The sequence below is a fragment of the Pseudomonas syringae group sp. J248-6 genome, assembly GCF_032586995.1.
Lineage (GTDB): Bacteria > Pseudomonadota > Gammaproteobacteria > Pseudomonadales > Pseudomonadaceae > Aquipseudomonas > Aquipseudomonas amygdali.
Genome location: NZ_JAWHOP010000026.1, coordinates 59,494 through 75,565, shown reverse-complemented (window position 1 = coordinate 75,565; position 16,072 = coordinate 59,494). Strand labels below are relative to the sequence as shown.

15 protein-coding genes are annotated in these 16,072 nt (G+C 59.4%); 8 read left to right on the top strand and 7 right to left on the bottom strand.

Annotation, left to right across the window (positions count from 1 at the left end; all coding sequences use genetic code 11):
• Positions 1-272: 272 nt before the first annotated feature.
• Together RYC17_RS23795 and RYC17_RS23790 are read right to left on the bottom strand one after the other, a co-directional pair.
• On the bottom strand, positions 273-1,676 hold the full coding sequence (locus RYC17_RS23795; protein WP_316904578.1) for an FAD/NAD(P)-binding protein: 1,404 nt from the start codon (positions 1,674-1,676) through the stop codon (positions 273-275).
• A gap of 42 nt (positions 1,677-1,718) precedes the next feature.
• Positions 1,719-2,288 carry a helix-turn-helix domain-containing protein gene (locus RYC17_RS23790; RefSeq protein ID WP_058401615.1) on the bottom strand — a complete coding sequence of 190 codons (570 nt, stop codon included), beginning with the start codon at positions 2,286-2,288 and terminating at the stop codon, positions 1,719-1,721.
• Positions 2,289-2,409: 121 nt separating this feature from the next.
• On the opposite strand from RYC17_RS23790, the gene RYC17_RS23785 reads away from it, so the two are divergent.
• The 7 genes from RYC17_RS23785 (at position 2,410) to RYC17_RS23755 (ending at position 9,575) form a co-directional block, all read left to right on the top strand.
• Positions 2,410-3,333, top strand: coding sequence for a DMT family transporter (locus tag RYC17_RS23785; RefSeq protein WP_316904577.1), 924 nt, complete (start codon positions 2,410-2,412; stop codon positions 3,331-3,333).
• 160 nt (positions 3,334-3,493) lie between these two features.
• Positions 3,494-6,412: a monovalent cation/H+ antiporter subunit A gene (locus RYC17_RS23780; RefSeq protein ID WP_316904576.1), complete on the top strand. Its 2,919-nt coding sequence runs from the start codon at positions 3,494-3,496 to the stop codon at positions 6,410-6,412.
• The gene (locus RYC17_RS23775; RefSeq protein WP_002554068.1) at positions 6,412-6,756 is read left to right on the top strand and encodes a Na+/H+ antiporter subunit C; all 345 of its coding nucleotides are present in this window, start codon (positions 6,412-6,414) and stop codon (positions 6,754-6,756) included. The genes RYC17_RS23780 and RYC17_RS23775 overlap by 1 nt, the downstream gene beginning before the upstream one ends.
• On the top strand, positions 6,753-8,438 hold the full coding sequence (locus RYC17_RS23770) for a monovalent cation/H+ antiporter subunit D (RefSeq protein WP_316904575.1): 1,686 nt from the start codon (positions 6,753-6,755) through the stop codon (positions 8,436-8,438). Before RYC17_RS23775 ends, RYC17_RS23770 begins: the two co-directional genes overlap by 4 nt.
• Complete coding sequence (locus tag RYC17_RS23765; protein ID WP_005732668.1) at positions 8,435-8,923, top strand: Na+/H+ antiporter subunit E; 489 nt, start codon at positions 8,435-8,437, stop codon at positions 8,921-8,923. The genes RYC17_RS23770 and RYC17_RS23765 overlap by 4 nt, the downstream gene beginning before the upstream one ends.
• The gene (locus tag RYC17_RS23760; protein WP_002554071.1) at positions 8,920-9,198 is read left to right on the top strand and encodes a K+/H+ antiporter subunit F; all 279 of its coding nucleotides are present in this window, start codon (positions 8,920-8,922) and stop codon (positions 9,196-9,198) included. The genes RYC17_RS23765 and RYC17_RS23760 overlap by 4 nt, the downstream gene beginning before the upstream one ends.
• Positions 9,195-9,575 carry a Na+/H+ antiporter subunit G gene (locus RYC17_RS23755; RefSeq protein ID WP_002554072.1) on the top strand — a complete coding sequence of 127 codons (381 nt, stop codon included), beginning with the start codon at positions 9,195-9,197 and terminating at the stop codon, positions 9,573-9,575. Before RYC17_RS23760 ends, RYC17_RS23755 begins: the two co-directional genes overlap by 4 nt.
• A 19-nt stretch (positions 9,576-9,594) precedes the next feature.
• Here the strand turns inward: RYC17_RS23755 and RYC17_RS23750 are convergent, their stop codons facing one another.
• The gene (locus RYC17_RS23750; protein ID WP_058401610.1) at positions 9,595-10,062 is read right to left on the bottom strand and encodes a hypothetical protein; all 468 of its coding nucleotides are present in this window, start codon (positions 10,060-10,062) and stop codon (positions 9,595-9,597) included.
• 445 nt (positions 10,063-10,507) lie between these two features.
• On the opposite strand from RYC17_RS23750, the gene RYC17_RS23745 reads away from it, so the two are divergent.
• Positions 10,508-10,747, top strand: a complete 240-nt coding sequence (locus tag RYC17_RS23745) for a DUF2789 domain-containing protein (RefSeq protein WP_002554074.1) — start codon at positions 10,508-10,510, stop codon at positions 10,745-10,747.
• A gap of 19 nt (positions 10,748-10,766) precedes the next feature.
• Here RYC17_RS23745 and RYC17_RS23740 read toward each other — a convergent pair whose 3' ends face one another.
• From RYC17_RS23740 to RYC17_RS23725, 4 genes are all read right to left on the bottom strand, one after another.
• Positions 10,767-12,251: a DUF2235 domain-containing protein gene (locus RYC17_RS23740; protein WP_316890072.1), complete on the bottom strand. Its 1,485-nt coding sequence runs from the start codon at positions 12,249-12,251 to the stop codon at positions 10,767-10,769.
• A 282-nt stretch (positions 12,252-12,533) separates the two neighbouring features.
• Entirely contained in the window at positions 12,534-13,754 is a 1,221-nt protein-coding gene (locus RYC17_RS23735) for a methyl-accepting chemotaxis protein (RefSeq protein ID WP_404944498.1), read from the bottom strand.
• Between the two features lie 560 nt (positions 13,755-14,314).
• Positions 14,315-14,719, bottom strand: a complete 405-nt coding sequence (locus tag RYC17_RS23730; protein WP_002554078.1) for a TraR/DksA family transcriptional regulator — start codon at positions 14,717-14,719, stop codon at positions 14,315-14,317.
• Positions 14,720-15,022: 303 nt separating this feature from the next.
• Positions 15,023-16,048: an ABC transporter permease gene (locus RYC17_RS23725; RefSeq protein ID WP_002554079.1), complete on the bottom strand. Its 1,026-nt coding sequence runs from the start codon at positions 16,046-16,048 to the stop codon at positions 15,023-15,025.
• Positions 16,049-16,072 lie beyond the last annotated feature (24 nt).

Below are 16,072 nucleotides of genomic sequence, written 5' to 3'. Positions count from 1 at the left end.
GGACGGTATTTCCACGCTGGAGCCTGAGGAGCGCTCGCTGTCCGTAAGAACGCTATCGTGCCCATGCTCCGCGTGGGTATGCCTTTCTAGACGCTCTGCGTCCTCTCCTGAGCACGCGGTGCGGCGCAAAAGCTGACGCGGAGCATCATGGACGGTATTTCCACGCTGGAGCCTGAGGAGCGCTCGCTGTCCGTAAGAACGCTATCGTGCCCATGCTCCGCGTGGGCATGCCTTTCTGGACGCTCTGCGTCCTCTCCCGAGCACGCGGCGCTTCACGACAAACGCATCGCCAGAGCCTTGGCCTGAATCGCCACGTCGGTCACTGCGGTGCTTTCCCACCACATGCCGCGCAGTGGCGGGCCCATGGCGAACAGGCGTGACGAGCAGTGACCTTGCGCGTCGAGCACCGCGCCACCGGCGTCGGCAGCAATGCCCAGCGCCAGCGGTCCGGGCTGAATCAAACCTCGCAGCAGCAATTGACGAGGCAACGGGCGATCCACCCGTCGCCAGTCGTATTCAATGCCGGTGGAGTTGATCAAGGCATCGCCAACGATCTGCGTCGGTTCGCTATCACCGCGCCGACGCACGCTGATCTGCACCTGGCCTGACGGCAGGCTCGCAACAGCCTGCAACGAAGCGGCGTCAATGCTCAGCCGACCTTGCCTGATCAGTTGCGCCAGCAGTGCGGCGCTGGGTGGCGGCGAGCGATGGTGATGACTCTCCCACCATGGCCGTACATGACGGACAAACTGACGGCGCTGCCTGTCAGTGGCCTGATTCCACAGCCTGCCGACGTTGGCACGCACGGTGTCCAGCGGGGCCTGCCAGTCAATGCCGCTTTCGATGGCCAGCTCGCACTGCTCGCGCACCTTGTGTACCAGTTGGCGAGTGCTGCGGATACTCGGGTCCTGCGCCAGAAAATCAGACCATTCCGGTGGCTGGCGTCGCACATGGGGCAGCAGGCCATGCCTGGAATAGATCTGAATCGGCCCGCGGTGCCCGGCCTTTTCCAGCGAGACCAGCGCATCGACCATGGTCAGACCCGAGCCGATGATCAGCACCCTGGACTGAGCATCGAGCTGTTGCATTGCCTGTACGTTCCAGGGGTCCAGCGCTGCCGCGTTCAGTGCGTTCGACTCACGCTGCGGTGTGCGTGAAGCAGCGTACATACCGGTCGCCAGTACGGCCTGGCTGCCACGCAATATACGACCGTCGGCCAGCGTGACGCTCACGCCCTGTTCATCGACCTGTACATCGACCGCTTCGCCGGGCACATGCGTTGCCGTAGAGCCAAACGCCTCGCCAGCGCCACGGGCTTCACGCAATCGCTGCTGGACATAAAGCCCGAACACGCCGCGCGGCGGGAACAGCTCGGCGACCGGGACCTTCTGCCCGGCCGCTTCAGGCCAGCCGCCCTCGGCCAGATAGGCCGTCAGCCAGCGCGTGAGGTCGTCCGGGTCATCGGGGTCGACGCTCATGCGCGCCGCATTGCCATTGAGCGTATGGCCCGGCTCTGTTGCGCTGTAGGCCTCGCCCCGGCCAAGCTCGCTGCGGGTTTCGATGATCAGGATCCGGCGCTGGCCAGGCCTGCGTAGCAACTGCGCCGCCAGCATGGTGCCGCTCAGACCGCCGCCGATGATCAGAATGTCAGCCGTCTGGTTAGGGTCTTCGGTCATCGAGCAGCACCTCGGTCGGGTTGCGATAAAAGAGTCGGGAGGTCAGAGCACGACGTTACGCACAAAGCGCAAGGGCACGTCAGCCTCATTGCAATAGCGATGCGGCTGATTGCTGGGGAACATGAAAAACTCGCCCGGGCCGACCTGTTGCACGGCTGCAGGATCGGAGAGGCGCAGAGTCAGATACCCCTCCACGATATACACCTGCTCACTCCAGCCATCCGGATCGGCTTCCGAGACATAGGCATCACCGGGCTCCAGGCAGAACTCCCACAGCTCGACTTCCCGGCGGGCAACCGCTCGGGCCAGCAGGACGGCCTTGCTGCCAGAAATCGTACCGGCCCAGGCCAGTTCGTTGATACGGCTGTAATCGGGATTTTCGGGGGCCTGGATCAAGTCACTGAACGCCACCTGCAATGCTTCGGCTACCCGGTCCAGCGTTGCCAGACTGACGTTTTTCTCGCCCGCCTCGATAGCGACCAGCATGCGGCGGCTGACCCCGGACTTTTCCGCCAGAGCGGTCTGGCTGAGGTCAGCGCAGTTGCGCAAACGCCGCACGTTCTGACTGACGTGCTGCAACACCGGTGGGCGCTGAGAATTTTCTTTGTGCATGGTGGTGCTCACATAAAACCGTTGCGCATTATACTGCCCAATCCGAGGACGCTTTCAGAGTGTTCCGCCTCTCATCAGGCGCATCGTCATTCATCGCCATTCACTGGAATCTGGAGCTGACATGAAGTCTATCAGCCGATTACCCCGCATCAGCAAGGCAGAAGCCGTGCTGATTCTGATCACCATGCTCTGGGGCGGTACTTTCCTGCTGGTCCAGCATGCGCTGACCGTCAGAGGCCCGATGTTCTTCGTCGGTCTGCGTTTCGCCGCAGCGGCGCTTATCGTAGCGCTGTTTTCAATGAAGGTGCTGCGCGGGCTGACCTTTATTGAACTCAAGGCCGGCGTGTTCATCGGGACCTCGATCATGCTCGGTTATGGCTTGCAGACCATCGGACTGCAAACCATCCCCAGCAGCCAGTCCGCCTTCATCACCGCGCTCTATGTACCTTGCGTACCTTTATTGCAATGGCTGGTGCTTGGCCGTCGACCGGGATTGATGCCGACACTGGGCATCCTTCTCGCCTTTACCGGGCTGATGCTGGTATCCGGGCCGCAAGGCGCTTCTCTGCAACTCAGCTCCGGCGAGATCGTGACGCTGATCAGCGCGGTGGCCATCGCCGCCGAGATCATCATGATCAGTGCCTATGCCGGCAAGGTCGATGTGCGGCGGGTCACCGTGGTGCAACTGGCAACCGCCTCCGCTCTGGCCTTTCTGATGATCGTGCCGACTCAGGAACGCTTGCCGGACTTTTCCTGGTTGCTGGTGCTCAGCGCAGTAGGGCTTGGCGCGATGAGTGCGATTATCCAGATCGCCATGAACTGGGCACAGAAAAGTGTTTCGCCTACCCGCGCCACGGTGATTTATGCCGGTGAACCGGTCTGGGCCGGGATTGTCGGAAGACTTGCCGGGGAGCGCTTGCCGGGTATCGCCCTGCTGGGCGCAGCACTGATTGTGGCAGGGGTGATCGTCAGCGAAATGAAGCGGCGTTCTGCCCCCGGTGAACAGAGCCTTGCTGAAGAAGATGGCATGCGCAAAGCCGAGTGAACGTCGGCTATTGTGCGCCGTGAAACACATGTCCCGTGACAACTTTTTGCTGCCTTAAAAACAGCAGACACTTTTTGTAGGAAATTTCGGAAACAGTCCCTTTGGTATCGGGGTGTCTGGCACGTATGATGCTTGACATTCCCCTGCAGATTAGAAGCCTATGTCCCTGATAGTTCTACTGCTTCTGCCTTTCATCGGCAGCTGTCTGGCGGCCTTTTTGCCGCACAACGCGCGTAACGCAGAATCGTTTCTGGCCGGTCTGGTCGCCCTCATCGGCGCTATCCAGATGGCATTGTGGTTCCCGCAGATCGCCGACGGCGGCGTTATTCGCGAAGAGTACTTCTGGCTGCCGAGCCTGGGGATGAACTTCGTTCTGCGTATCGACGGCTTCGCCTGGCTGTTTTCGATGCTGGTGCTGGGCATTGGTGCGCTGGTCTCGCTCTACGCCCGCTACTACATGTCGCCGGATGATCCGGTGCCGCGTTTCTTCGCGTTTTTCCTGGCTTTCATGGGTGCCATGCTTGGCCTGGTGATGTCCGGCAATCTGATTCAGATCGTGTTTTTCTGGGAGCTGACCAGCCTGTTCTCGTTCCTGCTGATCGGCTACTGGCACCACCGCGCCGATGCACGGCGCGGCGCTTACATGGCGCTGATGGTCACCGGTGCGGGGGGGCTGGCGCTGCTGGCTGGCATGATGATCCTCGGGCACGTGGCAGGCAGTTATGACCTGGACCGGGTGCTGGCATCCGGAGATGCGATTCGCGCCCATGCCCTTTACCCGGTATTGCTGACCCTGATTCTGATCGGTGCATTGACCAAAAGCGCCCAATTCCCCTTCCATTTCTGGCTGCCCCACGCAATGGCCGCCCCTACACCCGTGTCGGCGTATCTGCACTCGGCGACCATGGTCAAGGCCGGGGTGTTTCTCATGGCACGAATGTGGCCTGCGTTGTCCGGCACTGAGCAATGGTTCTGGATCGTCAGCGGCGCAGGTGCCTGCACGCTGATTCTCGGCGCCTACGCGGCCATCTTCCAGAATGATCTGAAGGGCCTGCTGGCCTACTCGACCATCAGTCATCTGGGCCTGATCACGCTGTTGCTGGGCCTCAACAGCCCGCTGGCTGCGGTAGCTGCGGTCTTTCACATTCTCAACCACGCGACCTTCAAGGCCTCGCTGTTCATGGCCGCCGGGATTATCGACCACGAGAGCGGAACGCGAGATATCCGGCGTCTCAGTGGGCTGGTGAAGCTGCTCCCCTACACCGCAACACTGGCGATGGTCGCCAGTGCATCGATGGCCGGCGTGCCGCTGCTCAACGGGTTTCTGTCCAAGGAAATGTTCTTTGCCGAAACCGTGTTCATTTCCGCCACTGCCTGGGTCGAAATTGCCTTGCCAGTGATCGCGACCATCGCCGGGATATTCAGCGTTGCCTATTCGCTGCGTTTCACGGTCGATGTGTTTTTCGGTCCGGCGGCCAAGGACCTGCCGCACTTGCCGCATGAGCCGCCGCGCTGGATGCGTGCGCCGGTAGAACTGCTGGTGCTGACGTGCCTGATCGTGGGGATTTTCCCGGCGCAATCGGTCGCTCCCCTGCTCGCCGCCGCTGCGCGTCCGGTAGTCGGCGGAACATTGCCCGAATACAGCCTGGCGATCTGGCACGGCTGGAACCTGCCGATGGTTATGAGCCTGGTGGCGATGGCTGGCGGTATCACCCTGTATCTATTGCTGCGCAAACCTCTCAAGCACGAGCGCATTACTGCCCCGCCGCTGGTGGGCAGACTCAACGGCAAGCGCTTTTTCGAACGCAGCCAGGTAGTGATGATGCACTGGGCGCGGCGTTTCGAGCGCAAGGTCAGTACTCGTCGCTTGCAGCCGCAACTGTTTCTGCTGGTACTGGCAGCCGTACTGGGCGGCTTCATACCGATGTATTTCAGTGGCCTGACCTGGGGCGACCGGCCGAAGATTCCGGGCTCCGGGGTGTTTGTCACGCTTTGGCTTATCGCAATTGCCTGCGCAATAGGTGCAGCCTGGCAAGGCAAGTATCACCGTCTGGCAGCACTGGTCATGGTCAGCGTCTGCGGCCTGATGACCTGCATCACCTTCGTCTGGTTCTCGGCACCTGATCTGGCGCTGACTCAACTGGTCGTGGAAGTAGTGACGACGGTACTTATCCTGCTCGGTCTGCGCTGGCTGCCGCGACGCAATGAAGACGTCGCCCCATTGAGCGCGCGCCTGCGCGCTCGTACCCGGCGAATACGCGACTTCGGGCTGGCGGTTCTTGTCGGCCTGGGTATGGCGATATTGTCCTACGCCATGCTGACCCGTCAGACACCCAACGCTATTTCGTCCTTTTACCTGAGCCGCGCGCTGCCTCAGGGCGGTGGTACCAACGTGGTCAACGTGATGCTGGTGGACTTCCGCGGCTTCGATACGTTTGGCGAAATCACCGTGCTGGCGGCGGTGGCGTTGACAGTGTTTGCCCTGTTGCGTCGCTTCCGCCCGCCGAAGGAAAGCATTCTGCTGCCCACACAGCAACGCCTGCTGGCCCGTGACGTGGTGACTGATCTGGTCAACCCGCGCAGTGCCAGCGATACCGCACTCGGCTTCATGATGGTTCCGGCAGCGCTGGTGCGATTACTGCTGCCGATTGCCTTCATCATTTCGATGTACTTGTTCGTTCGAGGGCATAACCAGCCAGGCGGCGGGTTTGTGGCCGGGCTGGTGATGTCGGTGGCGTTCCTCCTGCAATACATGGTGGCAGGTACCCAATGGGTCGAGGCGCAAATGAGCCTGCGTCCATTACGCTGGATGGGCACAGGCCTGTTGTGCGCGGTTCTGACCGGAGCGGGTTCCATGGTGCTGGGTTATCCGTTCATGACCACGCACACCGCGCACGTCGATTTGCCGATTCTGGGCGATATTCACATCGCCAGTGCGCTGTTCTTCGATGTCGGTGTGTACGCCGTGGTCGTCGGCTCGACGCTGCTGATCCTCACCGCGCTGGCTCACCAGTCGGTGCGCAGCCACCGTCCGACGCAACTACCCAAACCCGTTGCCAACCCGCAAGGAATCCTCTGATGGAAGAAGTCATTGCAATCGCCATCGGCGTGCTGGCCGCCTCGGGCGTCTGGCTGATCCTGCGGCCACGCACCTTTCAGGTGGTCATGGGGCTGTGCCTGCTGTCTTACGGGGTCAACCTGTTCATTTTCAGCATGGGCAGCCTGTTCATCGGCAGAGAACCGATCATCAAGGACGGCATTCCCCAGGACCTGCTCAATTACACTGACCCACTGCCGCAGGCGCTGGTACTGACCGCCATCGTCATCAGCTTCGCCATGACCGCGCTGTTTCTGGTGGTATTGCTCGCCTCCAGAGGCCTGACCGGCACCGACCATGTAGATGGCCGGGAGCCCAAGGCATGAGCTGGATGAATCAACTGATCATTGCGCCGATCCTGCTGCCGTTACTGACCGCCGGGCTGATGCTCTGGCTGGGCGAAAAGCATCGGCCGCTCAAGGGACGCATCAATCTGTTTTCCAGCATCCTCGGGCTGGGCATTTCCGTGGTGCTGTTTCTCTGGGTACAGCACAGCGGCAACAGTGGCTCGATCGGTGTCTACCTGCCAGGCAACTGGGGTGTGCCGTTCGGTATCGTGCTGGTGGTGGATCACCTGTCGGCACTGATGCTGGTGCTGACTGGCATCATCGGTGTTTGCGCCCTGTTGTTCGCGCTGGCGCGCTGGGACCGGGCAGGTGCCAGTTTCCACGCACTGTTCCAGATCCAGCTTATGGGGCTGTATGGCGCATTCCTGACCGCCGACCTGTTCAACCTGTTCGTATTCTTTGAAGTCCTGCTGGCAGCGTCATACGGCTTGATGCTGCATGGCTCCGGCCGGGCGCGGGTGTCGACCGGCCTGCATTACATTTCCATCAACCTGCTGGCTTCATCGCTGTTCCTGATCGGCGCTGCGCTGATATACGGCGTGACCGGCACGTTGAACTTCGCCGATCTGGCGATCAAGATCCCGCAAGTGGCAGAGTCAGATCTGGGCCTGCTGCATGCTGGCGCTGCCATTCTGGCCACGGCATTTCTGGCCAAGGCAGGCATGTGGCCACTGAACTTCTGGCTGGTCCCGGCCTATTCGGCAGCCAGCGCGCCGGTAGCGGCAATGTTTGCGATCATGACCAAAGTGGGCGTTTACACCCTGCTACGCCTGTGGACGCTGCTGTTTTCCGGGCAGGCCGGGGCCTCGGCATTCTTCGGCGGCGACTGGTTGATCTACGGCGGCATGGCGACGATTTTCACCGCTGCGATTGCGATCATCGCTGCCCAGCGCCTGGAGCGCCTCGCCAGCCTGAGCATACTGGTGTCAGCGGGCATTCTGCTGTCTGCGGTCGGTTTCGCCCAGCCGAGCCTGACCTCGGGCGCGCTGTTCTACATGGTCAGCTCGACGCTGGCGCTGAGCGCCATGTTCCTGCTGGGCGAATTGGTCGAGCGTTCCCGCTCGGCCAACGAGATCCCTCTGGAGTACGACGTGGATCAACTGCCCCGCACCCTTGAGTCGCTGCATCCGCCACCCGGCACCAACCTGGACGACGAGCAGAAAGTCGTGGTCGGTCAAGTCATCCCCATGACCATGGCATTTCTGGGCCTGAGCTTTATCGCTTGTGCGTTGCTGATTATCGGCATGCCACCGCTGTCGGGGTTCATCGGTAAACTCACGCTGCTCAGCGCCCTGATGAACCCGCTGGGGCTGGACGTCGCGCAGGACGAAGCGCTCTCAATCCAGGCATGGCTGCTGATCGGCCTGCTGATCTTTTCCGGGCTGGCGTCGCTGATCGCTTTTTCCAGGCTCGGCACACAGCGCTTCTGGACACCGCACGAGCGTCCTTCGCCGTTGCTGCGCCGCAATGAATGCTTGCCGATCATCATCCTGCTGGGCCTCTGCGTTGCGCTGACGTTCAAGGCCGAGCCCTTGTTGCGCTATACCCAAGACACCGCCGCCGCGCTGCATGAGCCCAAGCAGTATGTGCAGTCGGTCCTTGCCACACGTCCGATACCCGGCCCTACCAGCCAGAAAATCAGTTCGGAGGGGCAGCCATGAAGCGCCTGTTTCCGGCTCCTCTGCTTTCTCTGGCACTGTGGCTGTTGTGGCTGGTGCTGAACCTGTCGATCAGCCCCGGCCACCTGCTACTGGGTGCGGTGCTGGGCTTGCTCGCGCCCTTGCTGATGGCACCGCTGCGCCCGCTGCCGGTGCGCATCCGCAAACCTGGCACAATCCTGAAGTTTCTGTGCCTGGTCGGGTGGGATGTGGTGGTGTCCAATCTTCAGGTCGGTTTGAGCGTATGGCGGCTCGAAAGTCGTCCGCCACGCTCGGCTTTCGTGCGTATCCCGCTGGACCTGCACGATGCCCATGGCCTCGCCGCGCTGGCGATGGTCACCACGGTCGTACCCGGAACGGTATGGTCGGAACTGGCGCTGGATCGCAGTGTGCTGCTGATGCATGTTTTTGATCTGGAGGATGAAGCGCAATTCATTGAACACTTCAAGACCACCTATGAGCGACCGTTGATGGAGATCTTTCAATGAGTGCATTGCTCGACAACGCGATCCTGATCAGCCTGCTGATCTTCGCCCTGGCGATGGTGATCACCCTGCTGCGCCTGCTCAAGGGTCCCTCAGCCCAGGACCGGGTGCTGGCGCTGGACTACCTGTACATCATTGCCATGCTGATGATGCTGGTGCTCGGCATCCGTTACGCCAGTGACACGTACTTCGAAGCCGCCATGCTGATTGCCCTGTTCGGCTTTGTCGGCTCCTTCGCTCTGGCCAAATTCCTGCTGCGCGGAGAAGTGATCGAATGACCGGACTGCCGAACACCGTGCCCTTCTGGGCCGAGATACTGACCGCCGGGCTGCTGATCGCCAGCAGTCTGTTTGCCTTGACCGGTGCTCTCGGGCTGCTGCGCCTCAAGGACTTCTTCCAGCGCATGCATCCGCCAGCCCTCGCGTCGACGCTGGGTGCCTGGTGCGTCGCGCTGGCGTCGATCATCTATTTCTCTGCTCTGAAGGCAGAGCCGGTGATTCACGCCTGGCTGATTCCGGTGCTGCTGGCGATCACCGTGCCTGTGACCACGCTGCTGCTGGCGCGTACAGCGTTGTTCCGCAAGCGCATGGCCGGTGACGATGTGCCCGCAGAAGTCAGTAGCGGCACTGGCAATGGAGAATCGGCAGGCGGCTGAGCTCTCAGCCTAGTCAGCGTTACTCGCTGGCCTTGAAGGTCAGCTCGCCCTTGCGCCATTTGGCGGCCTTGCCGACTGCGCCTTTGAGAACCTTGCTCATGCCGATCTGCAACTGCTCTTTTGCGGCAAACACCATGACCACAGCCTGACCTTCCTTGAACACAATGCCGTGGCCTTCAGGGATATCGACGAACGCATATTCGCCCAGCCCATACACAGTCATTTTGATTTCACGGAATTTCAATTCGAGCTTGCCGCCTTCACGGCTGGGCAATACCGACGCGCGGAAATGATCGCCTACCTTGAGCTCCAGGCGCGGCTTGTCGTCGACGACCAGAGCGGTTTCGGTGTCGATTTCAGCGATATAAATACCTTCGGCTGACTGCTCGGTGATGTAGACAAAACGGGACTGAAACTGCTTGACCAACTGTGCGCGGAGATCGCCGAGCACGAACAAGGCATGGGTATCCAGATTACTTACAGCCAAAGTACAAACCCTCAAACATGAAAATGAGGCTGCCTGATGTCAGGGCAGTCAAGAAAGTGGTTAATCCATAGACCGCGTCAAGCGACCGGATTTTTTCCGGCACGCTGCACGCGGAAGCGCTGAAAGCGCCACCGCAAACCTTGTGCAGGCGGGTGGCGGATTCTACCGGCTCATGGCAGCTACGGGATATATACCTTTTGTACACTGCAGTGTCGCAAAAACGCTGGAGCCCTGAAACCGGCGGCCAGCTTGACCACGACTTAAAGGCTGGACGGGTTCCAGCCAGGCGATCAGTGTGCATTCGGCGATACTGGAAACATATCACTTGTAGGCAGAGCACAAAAGGCCATCTTCTCACACGGCCAAATGCATCGAACTCTTGAGTGCGTCGGCCACTCCCATAAGAACTGATGAAGACGGGGATATCCCCCGGCGAGGAGATGACATGGAACAGACTACAACGACCATCAACGACCTGTTCGCCCAACTGGCACTGGATTCGGACGATGAGAGCATCGAAGCGTTCATCGCCAGCCATCCCCTGCCTGACGACGTGAAGCTGATTGATGCCGACTTCTGGACGCCGCGGCAGGCTGACTTTCTCAAGGAGCAGCTGCATGAGGATGCCGAATGGGCGATGGTGGTCGACGAACTGAATGTGCGCCTTCACAAAAAGCCCGAGTGAACCACTCGGGCGTTGATTCCTACTGCGGATAACCGGGCTGGCCGACATTGGGATGCAACGTCCTGCCACCCGGTTGCGGAGCATGCACAAAGACGGCGTCGCCAAAGGTGCCCATTCTGCCGACCACTGCATTCCAGTGAGCGGACTGATGGATATAGCGCCAGCGCAATAGCCGCTCTTCATGACTTTCCAGTAAGTAAGGCCCGCCTCGCGCATAATCGATCAGGCGGGCTGAAATGCGTTCGAGCTCGGGAGGAAGCTGAAATTCAAGGCTGTTTGGCACCGGGCCGAAAGGCACCCCCTCGTCACAGGCCAGTGCATGCATGACCTGTAGCGACACCCTCGACAAGTGACCAAAAACCTGGCGGTTCATCCCCACTGCAGCAACGATCGTTTTCATGCCATTCAGGGTTTTTCTGCACGGGTAACATTTGCTTTCGCAGGTCTGAACCCTCAGAAATGCCTGGCTGTCCAGCGGGTCGATCCAGTCATCCCGGCTCATGGCGCTTAACAGGGCCTGGGCGTCCTTCCAGCAAGGCGCCGCCTCACACGGGCTGTCACGATTGACCTGGCTGCTTTGCGGACGCGTGAGCAACACGCTTTCTTCCATCTGTGGAGGATAACCACCGCCTATATCGGAATGGGCACCGGGTAAAACGATTTCTTTCGGCCATGCCGGCAGGACGCTGTTAAGCGCGAAGTTACGCCGTGATTCATCACGAGCCACCAGATGCAGCACCTGTTGGGCACACCCCGGCGGCAAGTAAAGATTGACCCTCCTGTTGTTCGCGTCCCGGGTATTGCCCATATCCCTGAAACTGCCGATGGCGGCGACAGTGTCGAACAGGCCGATAACCTTGAGCCGTACACTGCCGTTGCGCCAACTGAAATGCTCACTGAGCCTGACCTTGCGGCTTTGAAGTATCGGCTCAAGCATTCCTGCCTGCTGTTTCAGCACTTCGTTGGCCAGGTGCCTGGCCGACGCAGCACCGCGACTGAAGCCGAACACGTCCAGCTCAAGCCCTTCCAGTACACAATCCGGGTTGTCCCGTGGAAATGCCTTCAATACCGTTTCAAGCTTTCTGAATGCATTTTCCACCTTGCATATCACACCAGTGGTGCCCCGACCGAAACTCTGCCCCGGCCATACCGAATCACGCCCGCCGGAGGTAGTACCCGCCCCGCTTACATAGATCGAGTAGTACACTCTCAAGCCTGCACTGTCATGTTCGGCAACACGCTGCAGACGATAAAGATCGACCAGCCTGGCTATATTGCTCGGATCATTACTGTAACTACTGCCAGAATGAGCATGACGACCCGCGCACTCTTTAATGTGCTGACCACCATTTATTTCAATCAATGCCTGACAGTCAGCCCCGATCTGACTGTTGACGCGATTATTTCCCGTACCGTCGAAGAAAATTCCGACCCGCGCGGTAACGCGCCGCGTTACCACATCCGAGATTGCTGCCGTTTGTTCGACACTCCATTTATCGTTCATATCTTTTCCATCCTTAGAGGCAGGCCAAGAAAAGGCCGCACTTAAATCAAAACGTAAATAACGTTGATTTAAACAGCTTGCTTAAAGACGGTGATCAGTCAAGTCATGCAGCGCGTATTCAGAGTATTCCTACAACTTCTGTCGTCAGGTATTTATTATTTATAAACAAACACCTACACGTGTGTGCAAACGGGTTTCAGAACCCGCAATTTCACCAAACAGAAAAACCAGCCGGGCAGGTTATTTAATACTTGATCTAACCTGAGCCGCCTGTTTTAAAAATCAGCGGCTTTGCGGTTTATACCCAAGGCGCAGACCACCCCAATGTCGCCCGTTGACCACAATAGGCACGGACAGGTCGTGCATCAACTCGCCAGTGTCCCGCGTGTAGGTTTGCAGCAGGACAGGCTGTTGATGGCTGCCGCAGCGAATGCCGGTACGGTCATCGAACTTGCGCTTGCTTCGATTACGCGCATTGTCCACCGTCGCATCGCCTGTCAAAGGCTGACTGAAAGCGTTGTTGTGCGTCGGCACATAACCTTGCTGCGTGCAGGCAATGGCGAATACCAGACCTTCATGGCGCGAGAGCAGCGGTTCTTGCAATGCTGGCAAGACCTGATCGGTGTAGCGATCAAAACGCGTGGTAAAGCGGGTGGGTGAGGTATTGGGGACGGGTTTGTAGTTGCGATCAAACAAGTCATCCAGGCTGACGCGCCCCTGCACAATGTCAGCCTCGAATTTTTCCGCGATCAGCCGCGCCCCTTCGCGAGCCAGGTCATAGATACGCTGATGATATTCATCCAGACCGACCTGAGCCAGCCGCTGGCTGATGGTCTCGGCCTGCCCCTCCATCTGCACGGCGGCTTTGGCCAGTTGCCGGGTTTGTTCATCGCTGACGGCAAGATCACTGCGCATGTGCTCGACAGCATCGAACAGGCTGGCCAACTGGTCCTGGTTGCTCCTCGCGCCTTGAGCAATTTCGCTGACCTGGCTTTCCACCTCGATCGCAAGCCGGGCAATGTTGCCCAGATGCTGGCCGGTCAGCTCGACCTGCTCGACCCCCGCATCGAGGTCAGAAGACAGCTCGCGAATCTGCTCCACCACCTGAGCGGTGCGCTGCTGGATATCGGCCACCATCTGCCCGACTTCCCCGGTGGCGCTGGCGGTACGGCCGGCGAGCCCGCGTACTTCGTCAGCGACCACCGCGAAACCGCGCCCGTGCTCACCTGCCCGGGCAGCTTCGATGGCCGCATTAAGCGCCAGCAGGTTGGTCTGGCTGGCGATGGATTGAATGACCAGCGTCACACGCTGGATTTCTTCACTGCGCTGGCTCAGCGCCTCGATCAACTCACGACTGCCGATAGCACGCTTGCTCAAGAGGTGCATGCGCTCGATGGACTCATTCAGAACGCTGCTTCCCGATTCGCTGCGCTGACGCGCCTCGCTGGCTGCAACCAACGCCTGTTGACTCAACTGGGCAGTCTGCTGCTCGGTCGCAATCATCTGTTCGGCGCTGTTGACTATCTGTCCGGCAGCACCCAGCTGCGACTGCACCTTGCCCGCCAGTTGCCCGACAGAAAATGCCACCTGAGCGGCCGACAGTGCATTGTGACTGGTGGTACGCGACAGGTCGCGGGTCAGCAGCGCGATATCACTGTCACTTGCCTCGACTTGTAAGCCAGGCTGCCTTCTGCGCAACAAAAGCGGCAGCCAGGCCACCAGCAGCGCTGCGGGAATGACGATATAAAGAGACAAACCGATAACGCTCATGGCGGCGAACAGCAGGCATAACACGACACTTTGCACCGCCGGCACCCACCACTTCGACGCAGCACCGCGAGCATCGGCCAGTGGTAATCCGGCTGCCATGGATAGGTTCTCGGCCATGCTGCGTCACCCCGTCGGTATTTATCATTATTACGTTTATTAAACGCTAGATAACGGCCTTATGCCATGCCCCGTTGGTCGTAGCGAGCAATCCGTTTTCGACAAATTCCGCGCACAACAAAACCGGGAGGCAATCGCTTGCCTCCCGGTTCGGTCACTCAGCTGCTGCCTGCGTATCAGGCCTGACGCTGGTGCTTGTCGATCTGCTCGTGGCGCTCTTGCGCCTCGATGCAATATTTGGTGGTCGGGCTGATCAGCAGACGCTTCAGGCCGATTGGCTCACCGCTGTCATCGCACCAGCCGAAGGTATCGTCGGCAATACGCGAAAGGGCCATTTCCAACTGGGGCAGCATGCGCTGGTCGCGGTCAATCACATTGACCAGCCAGTGACGCTCCTCTTCAACCGAAGCAGCGTCTGCAGGGTCGGCAGGCGTGTCCAGGCTCTCGATCGCAATACGGCTCTGCTCGATTCGCTCGTGGATCTCGACCTTCATGCCCTGCAACAGCTCGACGAAGAAAGCGTGCTGCTCGGCGTTCATGTAGTCATCGGCCGGCATGGCCAGCAACTTTTCCTTTGTCATTTATTTCTCTATAAAAAAACGTGCATTGAGGAGCGGCTTGACGTTGCCGTGCAAACCAATAATCTCCAAGCGCCACCTGGCACTCAATTTACGAGGGGCGGCAGTCTAAGGCCGGCTAGCGGGCTCGGCAACACAATTGAAGGATTTTTGTACAACAATTGCCGTAAAACCCTTGAAATGCGGGCGAAAGACCCGGCCAGCATGCTGCTTGATGAGGCTCTGACCTGCTGACAGCTAATCGGTTCCTGCAACATCCAACGCACAAAAGGGCCTGAAAAGGCCCTTTGATGCAGATGATTGAAATCAGCGCTTGGTCTTGCGCTTGTTGCGATATTGATCGATTACTACCGCCACTACAATGATCAGACCTTTGATAATGTCCTGAACATAAGCATCTACGCCGACAAAGGTAAAACCACTGGCCATTACGCCGAGAATCAGCGCACCGATCACAGTGCCGGTAATTCGTCCTACCCCACCGGACAGGCTGGTGCCGCCGATGACTGCGGCAGCGATAGCGTCCAGTTCATAAGACATACCCATCCCGGCCTGCCCGGTTGCAGCACGTGCCGAGGCAACCACCCCTGCCAGCCCGGCCAGCAGCCCGGCGATGCTGTAGACGATAACCAGGTGGCGCTTGACGTTGATCCCGGAAGTACGCGCAGCCTGCATGTTGCCGCCGATGGCGTAGGTGTATTTGCCGTACTTGGTGTAACGCAAGGCGATGTGGAAGATCACCGCCACCACCAGAAAGATGATCACCGGCATCGCGCCCTGCCCGATAGCCGTGTAGGAATCCGAGAGCATGCTCACCGGCTGACCTTCGGTGTAGAAACGCGCCAGGCCACGCGCGGAGACCATCATGCCCAGCGTGGCAATGAACGGCGGAATACCGGTTATGGCAATGATGCTGCCGTTGATGGCACCCGCCAGCAGCCCGACTCCGAGCCCGACCACGATCGGAATCCACACCGGCAGGTCGGTCAGGGAAGGGAATACCGCCCGGGAAAAGTCCGAGGTTTGCGCCAGGCTCGCTGCAATCATCGCCGACAGTGCCAGCACCGAACCGGATGACAGGTCGATGCCTGTGGTAATGATCACCTGAGTCACGCCGATGGCCAGCAAGCCGATGATCGATACCTGAAGGATCATCAGTACCAGACGCTGGGAGTTGAGCAGAAAGCTCTGATCACGGACGATCCAGCCAAACAGCTCAAAGATCAGACCGATGCCGATCAGCACCAGAAAAATACTCAGCTCGGTTGGCAGCCGCCGCTTGTTCCTGGTCGGCGCCAGGGCCGGTTTGTTTTGCGAAATCGCGTTGCTCATGTTCGTTCCCCTTTTGTTCTTCTT